Below are 11208 nucleotides of genomic sequence, written 5' to 3' on the forward strand. Positions count from 1 at the left end.
GTAATCCGTGCCTAAATATATTCTTTTCCGTACAATATGGAACTCAAGCCGGTTTTTCGGACTGACTCCTATATCCATGCCACAGATTCCAAGCGGTTTCTTTTTCTCTGGCAGAAGACAGAACAGTCATTTTTTCTTACTCATCATTTGCGCTGTATCAAACGGATAACGATCAGATGCACGTGCAATCTCCCAAATGATTAAATCATGTGAACCATTGCGCCAGCAATTGCTCCGTTATTTCCCATAACTGTTCTTTCTGTACATGATGAACGTAGTTGTCCGGCAACTCTTTCCGGTGATTGCCAGCATACAGTTGACCGGTCACTCCAGTTTCCTTCTCATCAAGCAAAAGACCGATGGCAGTAGAAGCCCCCTTCCGTGGCGTACGAATAAAAGGACGGAAAAAGAGATCCGTCAGCGGATCGAACCATTGATGCATAGTAATCATATTGGTAGAAACAATTCCGGGATCGGCAGCATTGACCGTGATTCCTTTCCCGCGAAGACGTTCCGCAAGTTCCATTGTAAACAGCAGCAGAGCCAGTTTCGTATTGCTATAAACAGGGATACGCCAGAAACCTCCCTTTCTTCCCTGCAAGAAGAAATCCGGAAAATCGAGACGGCCAATCGCGTACGTGCAGGAAACCATATTTACAATACGCGCTCCACGCGTCATTACCGGAAGGAGTTTCCGGGTAAGCAAATACGGTCCCAGATAATTGACGCTCACCGTACGTTCGAAGCCGTCGGCGGTGATGTGAAGTCCGGTTTCCATCGTTCCGGCATTATTCATCAGCAAAGAAACGGGGAGATGACGTTCCAAAATCTGATCGGCCAAAGAGGCTGCCGATGACATGGAAGACAGATCGACTGCCATGACTTCCAGTTTTGTGTTTCCCGTCTCGTTCACTAAACGTTGCCGTACCAACTCTGCTTTTTCTGGGTGATAGCAAGCCATTATAACGTGGTAACCGGCTGCGGCTACGGCACGGGTTATTTCCGTTCCCATGCCACCATCGGCGCCGGTGATGATTGCCCATTTCTCTTCACTCATCGTTTTTCCAGTTTTTCAATCTCCCGTTGCAGGCAGGGAGGCAGTTTTTCTTTCAGATGTTGGTGGCACGCCATCTCAATGGTATACATGCGACCAATGCAATAGTTGCTGTGTCCACAGCTACAACGCGCCTGCTCTTCCCGCCTCATCCGATTGACAAACCCTGGCTCGTTGAGCAGAGCACGTGCCATCTGAACGGCATCAAAGCCGGCATCCAAGACTTCATCTATCTTTTTACGGGACACCAGTCCCCCCACATAAATCAACGGAGCTTCCGGAAGTGCTGCCCGAAACTTCAGCGCATCTTCCAGAAAATAAGCTTCCCGAAAAGGAACAGTCGGAATCATCCACTTTCCAAACATCCGGACTCCATATTTCAGCCACCAGCAATCCATGTAATAAGCCATCGAACGAACAGGCATGGCCCCCCGCATCACGTACATCGGAGCTCTGCTGACAAAACCTCCACTCAGGACCAGCGCGTGTACTCCCAGTTGCAACAGGCATTTTGCTACTTGCAGGGTTTCGTCGATCTCCATTCCTCCTTTGAAGCCATCACGCATATTCATTTTCACAATGACAGCCATATCGGTTCCCGCCGCTTTCATCACCTCATCCATCACCATTCCCATAAAGCGCATCCGGTTTTCGAGCGAGCCGCCATATTCATCTTTTCTGTGGTTGGTATAGGAAGACAAGAACTGGCTGATCAGATATCCGTGTCCGGCATGTACCTCAACAGCATCAAAGCCGGCTTCGCGTGCCAAGTTAACAGCCTGTCCGTAGGCTTTCGCCATCTCCGGCAATTCTTCCCTTTTCATGCCGCGTACAAATGTGGGAGAATATAAATTGAAGCCGGTAGAAGCTGAAACCGGGGTGGTCCCGCAAATCTTTTTATGAGACATATTTCCACAATGCCCTATCTGGATGCCGGCAGCCGCCCCTTCCGCATGTATCGCCCCGGTCACTTCACGCAAGCCGGAGATAATTTCCGGACGCAGCCACAACTGACGGTCAAAAGAAAGTCCGCTTTGCGTCACAGCTGCATAGGCAACAGTCGTCATCCCGACTCCGCCGGCAGCTACCGAACGGTGATAGTCGAGCAACATCTGCGAAGGAGCATTCCCCGGACACATGCTCTCAAAAGCGGCAGAGCGGATAGTACGATTCCGCAGCGTCAACGGACCGAAAGTGACAGGAGTAAAAAGTTTAGATTCCATAGTATGCTATTTTAAGTCAATATACAAAAGGAAATACACGTTTGCGCGCTCCCACCTCCGAACCGAATTCTTCGCGGTAACGATGCCATATCGCATTGGCGCGGGGAACGAGGTTGGCCATTGTCCACCAAAAGAATACAAGTCCGGAAAGCGAACAGGTAAGTATTGCCCAGCCTGCCCATTCGATAATCTCGCCCAGATAGTTGGCGGAAGTAACATAGCGGTACATGCCCTTTTGAGGCAGATAATGACGGGTGTCACCCGGCTTGCGCAAGTGACGGATGATATAGTCCGAATGCCAGTTCATAAACATGCCTGCAAAAAAAAGCAGACTGCCCGTTATAAACCATGCAGAAGTAAACCACCCGGAGTGATACATCCCTTCGGGTGCCAGATAAAAAATCCATTCACCTTGCATATAGCCATTCAACAAATTAAAAAGAATTCCCATCGACATGATTGCCAACGGCATCTTGCTCTTTCCGGTCAGCAACAGAGGGAAGACGAAAGCACGCTGAAAATAATGAATCTGAAAAAACACAAAGAATGTTAGTATGACCGGATCAAAACGACGTTCCGAATGCATCCACATCCAGCACATGACCAGAAATACGGGAGCTTCCATCAGCACCCAAGCCAGCTTGTTGGAAATAGCGGCTCCCCAGGAAGCGGTGCGAAATATCCCGTAACCGGCTTTCACAAAGTAGAGGGCAATGAAAACAATCAGAGCTATCAGACTCATGACGCCCAAAAATAGATTAAAGGCAGCTATACTCATCTTGATTTTCTTTTGAGATTCACAAAAATAACAAAAAAAGAAAAGAATGGCCACAAAAATAACTCAAATAAAAAACAAATCAAACGACAACAGACTTCCGGCATTCTTTGTTTATTCATTAAAAATCAGCTATCTTTGCAGTTGGTTATGAACTAAATAAAAAGAAAAAGCAATGGCAATGGAAATTAAAGCCATACCGACCTTAAAAGGAAAAGAAGCGGAACACTTCGTTAAGGCAGCGGACAAGGCTTATAAAAATCAAAACAAACAAGACTTCAGCAAACATGTGCTGGAAGCCCGTGCTGTGCTCAAAAAGGCTAAAATGTTATAAAACATGGGATTTCTTTTTGAGAAATGTACTTTTGCCGTACTTGATGAGGATACGATTAAAGAATGTGACCCTTTCTCATGTGGGCACCAAGACTTAGACGACTTCTTTCATAACGATGCTCCTCTCTATAATGCACAACTATTAGGAAAAAGTTACTGTTTTCGTTCAGATAAAAATCCTTCGGACATAGTGTGTGCCTTCACTGTTTCTAACGATAGTATCAGAGTAAATATCCTCCCCAACAGCAGGGAAAAGAAAGTTCAGAAAGACATTCCCCGAGCCAAACAAATGCGCCGCTATCCGGGTGTATTAATCGGCAGACTTGGAATCAATAAAGAATACAAGCATCAGGGTATAGGTAGTGATCTGATGACTTTCATAAAAGCATGGTTCATTGATGCGGGAAACAAAACAGGGTGTCGCTTTTTAATTGTTGACGCTTACAATGAAAATATTCCTCTGAACTATTATCTGAAAAACGGTTTCAAATACCTTTTCTCTACGGAAGCGCAAGAAGTGGAATATACAGGCTTTGAAACCGGAACGCATCTAAAAACACGCTTAATGTATTTTGATTTAATAGACATTATGCCTTATCCCAATAATAGCAGCAAAGACTCAATCGACGGTAATTATTAAAATAACAAGTTTGTTCTCAACAGGTCACCTGTCCATAATCTCTCCTCCAGCAAAGGGAAAGATCATAGTTCACTGATATACAAAGAAATAGAATGTATAATTCCTCGTATGTAGAAACGCCCTTTTAACGCTGTGTTAAAAGGGCGTTTCTACATACGAGGCTGCGCCTTTTCTACCAACGATAAATGCCTTAGCCTCCATCGGGAGAGAAACACGACAGCCGCAAAGTGTTAAATGTTAATAGAACATCGGATGTTCTTTCTAAAAACAAGCCATTATTGCATAAAAAGGATTTGTTCTTATCAGCGTTTCTTAATGGGAATATAAGCCAAATCATCAAGAACATTTTTATAAGCCGGACGGATAATGCGTTTGCCTTCGAAGTTCAATTCTTCATTGCGGTGCGCACACCAGCCCACGATACGGGCCATGGCAAACAGCGGAGTGAAAATCTCCTGCGGCAAGCCGATCATCTCATAGACAAAGCCCGAATAGAAATCGATATTGCTGGACACCGTCTTTCCGTTGTTCTTTACCCGCCCGAAGGTAGCGATGGCACGCTCTTCAAGTAGTTCGAGGAAAGCAAATTCTTCTTCTTTCCCTTTTTCACGGGCGAGGTCGCGAGCCAGTTCTTTCAGCAGCAGCGCGCGAGGGTCAGAAATCGTATAGACAGCATGACCGATACCGTAAATCAGTCCGGTCTTATTATATACTTCTTTATTCAGCATCCGTGTGAAATAAGTATCTATTTCGTCCACGCTTTTCCAGTCTTTGATGTTTTCCTGCAAATGATGGAACATGTCGGCAACCTGAATATTCGCGCCTCCATGAAGCGGACCCTTCAACGAACCGATACCTGCGGCGATTGCCGAATACGTATCCGTCCCTGTGGAAGAAGTAACGCGAACCGTGAAAGTCGAGTTATTACCACCACCGTGTTCCGCCTGTAGAATCAACAGCAAGTCGAGCGTACGGGCATCCAGTTCCGTATAGTCTTTTTTAAGCATATAGAGGAAATTCTCAGCGATGGACAGCTTTTCCTGCGGATGGCGGATGTGCAGCGAACGTCCGAATGTAGCATGGCGAAGCATATTATAAGCATACGCAATGATAGTGGGGAACTTGGAGATAAGGTCAATGCTCTGACGCATCAGGTTATCCCGCGAAGTATCATCGGCATCGGGATCGAAACGGTACATTTCGAGCACACTACGCGACAGGATATTCATGATATTATTTCCTTCCAGCTCAATAATATTCATTTTCGTCTTCTGTTCGAGCGCCATATTGTCGTTAATCAGTTCGCCGAATGAAGCCAGCTCTTCCTTGTCCGGCAGGCGACCGGAAAGCAGCAGATAAGCCACTTCTTCGAAGCCGAAACGTTTCTCTTTGATAATGGCATGAGAAATATCCTCCACGTCGTAGCCCCGATAGAACAACTTTCCCGGAATAGGTTTCAGTCCACCGCCGGGGACCCGTTCGTAACCTACTACATTACCTATTTTAGTGAGACCTACCAACACGCCGGTGCCGTCTTCATTACGCAGTCCACGTTTCACATCAAACTTGGGGAACAATTCATTGTCGATCCGGGTAGCCTCTTTCATCTCCTCGGAGAGTTTGTAAATCAAATACTCTTTCTTCATAATACTTCGTTTTTAATCGTTACATTTACTTTTCGATTCTTTCCACAATTTCGCGTGTGAAAGCGGTAGTAGACAGGGAGGTACCTCCCGGCATAAAGCGAGCCAGATCGTGCGTGGCACGGGCATCGAGGAAACTTTGTTCCAAAGCCTTTTCGATAAGGACAGCCGCTTCTTTCCATCCCAGATATTCAAGCATCATCACTGCCGAAAGAATAATAGAACAAGGATTCACGATGTCCTTTCCGGCAATGTTCGGGGCAGTTCCATGCGTCGCTTCAAAAATGGCATGCCCCGTTTTATAGTTGATATTTGCTCCCGGAGCAATGCCGATGCCGCCTACCATTGCAGCCAACTGGTCGGAAACGTAGTCTCCGTTCAGGTTCAGGGTAGCTATCACGGAATATTCCTCGGGAATCAGTAACGTATTTTGCAGGAAAGCGTCGGCGATGCAGTCCTTTATCACCAGTCTGCCGTCTGCCAGAGCATCGCCAAACTCACGTTGCGCCAGTTCATAGCCCCATTTTTTGAAGCCTCCTTCGGTGAACTTCATAATGTTTCCCTTGTGCACCAAAGTCACAGAAGGCAGGTGATGGTCGAGGGCATACTGACAAGCGGCCCGCACAAGGCGTTCCGTGCCTTCACGGGAAACAGGTTTCACTCCAAAAGAAGAGGTCTCCGGGAAACGGATTTTCGTCACTCCCATCTCATTTTTCAGAAACTGACAGAACTTTTCTGCTTCGGGAGTACCTGCCTCCCACTCGATGCCTGCATAGATATCTTCCGTATTTTCACGGAACACGCACATATTCACCTTTTCCGGAGCTTTCACCGGAGAATGAACGCCTTGATACCAACGAACAGGACGCAGACAGACATACAAATCCAACGTTTGGCGCAAAGCTACGTTCAAAGAACGGATTCCACCGCCGACAGGAGTTGTCAACGGCCCTTTGATGCCAATCAGATATTCCTGAAAAGCCTTCATCGTTTCATCCGGCAACCACGAACCTGTCTCGTTAAAAGCGCGTTCGCCCGCCAGCACTTCTTTCCATTCAATCCGGCGTTTGCCACCGTATGCTTTCTGAACAGCCGCATTCACAACGGCTTGCATCGACGGAGTCACTTCGGCTCCTACTCCATCTCCGGTAATATAAGGTACGACAGGCACATCGGGCACTAAAAGCGTACCATCTTTTTGCATGGTTATTTTGCTCATTTCTATCTTTTTAATTATCTGGCATTCAATGCAGAACCGGCACGGAACCAAGCGATCTGCTGTTCGTTGTATGTATGTTGCGCTTCAAAACTCTCTTTCGTGCCGTCTTCGTGATGAAGAACGATGGTCAGATTGCGCCCCGGTGCAAAATCTATCAGGCCAATGACCGAAAGGAGGTCGTGCTCCTGTATCTTGTCATAATCCGCTTTGTCTGCAAACGTAAGAGCAAGCATACCCTGCTTTTTCAGGTTCGTTTCGTGAATACGGGCGAAGCTCTTGGCAAGAATCACACGCACATTGAGGAAACGGGGCTCCATAGCGGCATGCTCGCGACTGGAACCTTCGCCATAATTTTCTTCGGCCACGACGATAGAAGGCACTCCTTCGGATTTATACATTTTGGCTGTGCCGGAAACGGTCCCGTATGTATTTGTCGAACGGTTCCACACGTTATTGGTCTCTCCATTGAACGCATTCACGGCTCCCATCAACATATTATCCGAAATATTCTCCAGATGTCCGCGGAAACGCAGCCACGGCCCTGCCATCGAAATATGGTCGGTAGTGCATTTGCCCTGCGCCTTAATCAGCAGAGGCATATTGAGTATATCTTGCCCGTCCCACGCCGGGAAAGGAGTCAGCAATTGCAGGCGCTGCGATTCCGGGTTGACATTGATCGCTGTTTTTGCTCCACCGGGAGCGATATAGCCTTCATCACCGGAAGCAAAGCCTCTTAATGGAAGCTCGTCTCCTACCGGTTCTGTCAGTTTCACTTTCTCGCCGTCATGGTTCATAAGCCTGTCTTTCAAAGGATTGAAGCATAAGTCACCGGCAATTGTCAGTGCCATCGTCAGTTCGGGAGAAGCGACAAAGGCATACGTATTCGGATTGCCGTCCGCACGCTTGGCAAAGTTACGGTTGAAGGAAGTAACAATTGAATTCTTTCGCGTCGGGTCGTCCGTGTGGCGTTTCCACTGACCGATGCAAGGTCCGCAGGCATTTGCCATAATGACGGCTCCGATTTCCGTAAAGGTATCCATCATTCCGTCTCTTTCGGCAGTAGCGCGTATTTGTTCGGAACCCGGATTGATGATCAGCGGAGCAGCTACACTCAGATTCTTTTCCTTTACTTGCCTTGCCAACGAAGCGGCACGGCTCAAGTCCTGATAAGAAGAGTTGGTACACGAACCGATCAGTCCGACTTCCATTTTACGCGGATAGCCATTCAGCAATACTTTTTCTGCAAATTCTGAGATAGGTGTAGCAGCGTCCGGTGTGAAAGGTCCGTTGATGTAAGGTTCAAGCGTGGACAAATCGATGTCGATGACACGGTCGTAGTACTTATCCGGTTCATCCGTTACTTGCTCATCCGCACGGAGTTCACAGTCAACGGCCTCTGCCAGTTCCACGACACGATCTCTGCCGGTAGCCCTCAGATAAGTAGCCATGCGCCCGTCGAACGGGAAAAGTGAAGTGGTAGCTCCCACTTCGGCACCCATATTGCAAATGGTCGCTTTGCCGGTAGCCGACAAAGAAGCCGTTCCCGGTCCGAAATATTCGATGATGGAATTGGTTCCTCCTTTTACGGTCAGAATCCCCGCGAGTTTCAGAATCACATCTTTCGGGGAAGTCCAGCCACTCAGTTTTCCGGTCAGGCGGACACCGATTATTTTCGGCATTTTCAGCTCCCACTCCATGCCCGTCATCACGTCTACGGCATCCGCGCCGCCTACGCCGATAGCTACCATGCCCAGTCCTCCGGCATTCGGAGTATGTGAGTCGGTTCCCACCATCATTCCACCGGGAAAAGCGTAATTCTCGAGCACTACCTGGTGAATGATGCCGGCCCCCGGTTTCCAGAAACCGATACCGTAGCGAGAGGATACATCGCGCAAAAAGTCGTAAACTTCTTCGTTTGTTTTAGTTGCAGTAGCGATATCTTCTTTCGCTCCTTTGTATGCCTGTATCAAGTGATCACAGTGCACAGTGGAAGGAACAGCTACTTTTTCTTTTCCTGCATTCATGAACTGAAGCAATGCCATCTGGGCAGTCGCATCCTGCATGGCAACACGGTCGGGACGGAAATTTACATAGTCTTCACCCCGCTTGTAATTTTTCAAGTCACCCTCATTGAATAAGTGAGCATACAGAATTTTCTCGGCTAACGTCAAAGGCCGTTTCAAAACAGCCCGTACGTGTTCTACTTTTCCTTTATAAGCAGAATAAAAAGCCTCTAACATAGTCAAATCATACACCATATTGCTTTTGTTTTTTTAGTCTATCTATAAAAATAACGAACGGCATTCGAGGAATGTTTAACAAAATGAAATATATTTTCGTCTCAGGAAGAAGATTTATTACCTTTGCACCTATTATGAGTAATCATCCGAAAAGTCCAATCATCGACCTTCAACAACAGCAACTCCTGCTACGCATGGAGTATGAATACGAAAAGGAGGAATTCAAGCGGCAGACTGAAACAATGGGAGTCGCCCGCAAAGTAAAACGTGGTCTTTGTTGGTATCCCGCCTCTCCCGGTCGAAGTTACTACAATTCTCTGAATCAACTTGTAATAGATATTACACGAACCGAAAATAAAGAAATCGAGCACTCCTTCGAATTCGGTCGTCCCGTCTGTTTTTTCCGGCAGTCCTTTGATGGAAAAGTGAGTTATATGAATTTCATTGCAACGGTCAGTTATGCGGACGAAGAGCGGATGGTAGTCGTACTTCCCGGAGCAGGCGCGTTGATGGAACTGCAGACAGAAGATGTGCTGGGAGTACAACTTTATTTCGATGAAACTTCTTATCGTGCCATGTTCGAAGCACTGGAAGATACCATCCGTGCCAAAGGAAACCGCCTTGCCGATCTACGGGATACATTGCTGGGAACACAAAAACCCGGATTTCGTGAATTGTACCCCGTCCGCTTTCCGTGGCTCAACAGTACGCAGGAAACGGCTGTAAATAAAGTATTATGTACGCGCGATGTCGCCATTGTCCACGGTCCTCCGGGAACCGGAAAGACTACCACTCTCGTGGAAGCGATTTACGAAACGCTTCACCGCGAACCGCAAGTGCTGGTCTGCGCTCAAAGTAATACTGCTGTGGACTGGATCTGCGAGAAACTGGCAGACCGGGGAGTAGCCGTACTTCGTATTGGCAACCCCACGCGTGTAAACGACAAAATGCTCTCTTCTACCTACGAACGCCGCTTTGAAAGCCATCCGGCATACCCCGAACTCTGGGGAATCCGTAAATCAATCCGTGAAATGGGTAGCCGGATGCGTCGGGGAAGTTATTCCGAAAGGGAAGGTATGCGCAGCAGAATGAGCCGTCTCCGCGACCGTGCCACGGAACTGGAAATCTTAATCAATGCCGATCTTTTCGACAGTGCCCGTGTGATAGCTTCTACTCTGGTCAGCAGCAACCATCGTTTGCTCAACGGACGGCGCTTTCCCACTCTGTTTATAGATGAAGCCGCCCAGGCACTCGAAGCTGCCTGTTGGATCGCCATCCGGAAAGCGGACCGCGTAATCCTTGCCGGAGATCATTGCCAACTTCCTCCTACAATCAAATGTATCGAAGCTGCCCGTGGCGGACTGGATCACACTTTGATGGAAAAAGTCGTGCAGCAAAAACCTTCTGCCGTTTCGCTGCTCAAAGTGCAATACCGGATGCATGAGGCAATCATGCGCTTTCCTTCCGAATGGTTCTACAACGGGGAACTGGAAGCCGCACCGGAAGTGCGCAACCGGGGTATTCTTGATTTCGACACTCCCATGAACTGGATAGATACCTCGGAAATGGATTTCCATGAGGAATTTGTAGGCGAAAGTTTCGGACGCATCAACAAGCAGGAAGCCAACTTATTGCTGCAGGAACTGGAAGCTTATATTAACCGGATCGGCAAAACACGCATATTGGACGAGCGTATCGACTTCGGTCTGATTTCTCCCTACAAGGCACAAGTGCAATACTTAAGAAGCAAAATCAGAGAAAACAGCTTTCTACGCCCTTTTCGCAGCCTCATCACAGTCAATACGGTCGATGGCTTTCAAGGGCAGGAACGGGATGTCATCTTTATCAGCCTCGTACGGGCAAACGAAGATGGACAGATCGGCTTTCTCAATGATTTAAGACGAATGAATGTTGCCATTACCCGCGCCCGGATGAAACTTGTAATTCTGGGAGATGCAACGACTCTTGCCCAACATCCATTCTACCGTAAACTGATGCAATATATCCGTCAGTCCGGAAACCCTGTTTGAGCTCCATACTGTACGGAAATGAAGAATGAAGAATTGGCTGCGCTATCACGC

Annotated in this window: 9 protein-coding genes; 3 read left to right on the plus strand and 6 right to left on the minus strand. The window is 47.6% G+C overall.

What is annotated here, in order from left to right; genetic code table 11:
• Window positions 1-205: 205 nt before the first annotated feature.
• Genes HMPREF2794_RS03840 through HMPREF2794_RS03850 form a run of 3 tightly spaced genes read right to left on the minus strand, consistent with a single transcriptional unit; the run spans window position 206 to window position 3055 of the window.
• Window positions 206-1057 (minus strand): SDR family oxidoreductase, encoded by an 852-nt coding sequence (locus HMPREF2794_RS03840; RefSeq protein WP_055271446.1) that lies wholly within the window; start codon window positions 1055-1057, stop codon window positions 206-208.
• Window positions 1054-2277 carry an NADH:flavin oxidoreductase gene (locus HMPREF2794_RS03845; protein ID WP_070750960.1) on the minus strand — a complete coding sequence of 408 codons (1224 nt, stop codon included), beginning with the start codon at window positions 2275-2277 and terminating at the stop codon, window positions 1054-1056. The genes HMPREF2794_RS03840 and HMPREF2794_RS03845 overlap by 4 nt, the downstream gene beginning before the upstream one ends.
• A gap of 16 nt (window positions 2278-2293) precedes the next feature.
• Entirely contained in the window at window positions 2294-3055 is a 762-nt protein-coding gene (locus HMPREF2794_RS03850; RefSeq protein ID WP_070750962.1) for a DUF1295 domain-containing protein, read from the minus strand.
• Between the two features lie 172 nt (window positions 3056-3227).
• Here HMPREF2794_RS03850 and HMPREF2794_RS28805 point away from each other — a divergent pair, with 172 nt between their 5' ends.
• Together HMPREF2794_RS28805 and HMPREF2794_RS03855 are read left to right on the plus strand one after the other, a co-directional pair.
• The gene (locus HMPREF2794_RS28805) at window positions 3228-3386 is read left to right on the plus strand and encodes a hypothetical protein (RefSeq protein WP_008761044.1); all 159 of its coding nucleotides are present in this window, start codon (window positions 3228-3230) and stop codon (window positions 3384-3386) included.
• A 3-nt stretch (window positions 3387-3389) separates the two neighbouring features.
• A complete protein-coding gene (locus tag HMPREF2794_RS03855) occupies window positions 3390-4025 on the plus strand; it encodes a GNAT family N-acetyltransferase (protein ID WP_070750963.1) in 636 nt (211 codons plus the stop codon).
• Between the two features lie 302 nt (window positions 4026-4327).
• Here the strand turns inward: HMPREF2794_RS03855 and HMPREF2794_RS03860 are convergent, their stop codons facing one another.
• The 3 genes from HMPREF2794_RS03860 to HMPREF2794_RS03870 are packed head-to-tail and all read right to left on the minus strand — an operon-like array spanning window position 4328 to window position 9145.
• Window positions 4328-5671 (minus strand): citrate/2-methylcitrate synthase, encoded by a 1344-nt coding sequence (locus HMPREF2794_RS03860; protein WP_010539297.1) that lies wholly within the window; start codon window positions 5669-5671, stop codon window positions 4328-4330.
• A 25-nt stretch (window positions 5672-5696) separates the two neighbouring features.
• The gene (gene icd, locus HMPREF2794_RS03865) at window positions 5697-6887 is read right to left on the minus strand and encodes an NADP-dependent isocitrate dehydrogenase (protein ID WP_010539298.1); all 1191 of its coding nucleotides are present in this window, start codon (window positions 6885-6887) and stop codon (window positions 5697-5699) included.
• A gap of 14 nt (window positions 6888-6901) precedes the next feature.
• Entirely contained in the window at window positions 6902-9145 is a 2244-nt protein-coding gene (locus tag HMPREF2794_RS03870; RefSeq protein WP_070750965.1) for an aconitate hydratase, read from the minus strand.
• Window positions 9146-9210: 65 nt separating this feature from the next.
• Here HMPREF2794_RS03870 and HMPREF2794_RS03875 point away from each other — a divergent pair, with 65 nt between their 5' ends.
• Complete coding sequence (locus HMPREF2794_RS03875) at window positions 9211-11157, plus strand: AAA domain-containing protein (protein WP_070750968.1); 1947 nt, start codon at window positions 9211-9213, stop codon at window positions 11155-11157.
• Window positions 11158-11208: the final 51 nt, after the last annotated feature.

Source organism: Bacteroides sp. HMSC067B03 (assembly GCF_001811315.1).
GTDB lineage: Bacteria > Bacteroidota > Bacteroidia > Bacteroidales > Bacteroidaceae > Bacteroides > Bacteroides faecis.

What these genes read in the sequence shown, in the direction of transcription:
- HMPREF2794_RS03840 (WP_055271446.1), bottom strand. Translation starts at nt 1,057, where the DNA reads ATGAGTGAAGAGAAATGGGCAATCATCACCGGCGCCGATGGTGGCATG.
- HMPREF2794_RS03845 (WP_070750960.1), bottom strand. Translation starts at nt 2,277, where the DNA reads ATGGAATCTAAACTTTTTACTCCTGTCACTTTCGGTCCGTTGACGCTG.
- HMPREF2794_RS03850 (WP_070750962.1), bottom strand. Translation starts at nt 3,055, where the DNA reads ATGAGTATAGCTGCCTTTAATCTATTTTTGGGCGTCATGAGTCTGATA.
- HMPREF2794_RS28805 (WP_008761044.1), top strand. Translation starts at nt 3,228, where the DNA reads ATGGCAATGGAAATTAAAGCCATACCGACCTTAAAAGGAAAAGAAGCG.
- HMPREF2794_RS03855 (WP_070750963.1), top strand. Translation starts at nt 3,390, where the DNA reads ATGGGATTTCTTTTTGAGAAATGTACTTTTGCCGTACTTGATGAGGAT.
- HMPREF2794_RS03860 (WP_010539297.1), bottom strand. Translation starts at nt 5,671, where the DNA reads ATGAAGAAAGAGTATTTGATTTACAAACTCTCCGAGGAGATGAAAGAG.
- icd (WP_010539298.1), bottom strand. Translation starts at nt 6,887, where the DNA reads ATGAGCAAAATAACCATGCAAAAAGATGGTACGCTTTTAGTGCCCGAT.
- HMPREF2794_RS03870 (WP_070750965.1), bottom strand. Translation starts at nt 9,145, where the DNA reads ATGGTGTATGATTTGACTATGTTAGAGGCTTTTTATTCTGCTTATAAA.
- HMPREF2794_RS03875 (WP_070750968.1), top strand. Translation starts at nt 9,211, where the DNA reads ATGAAATATATTTTCGTCTCAGGAAGAAGATTTATTACCTTTGCACCT.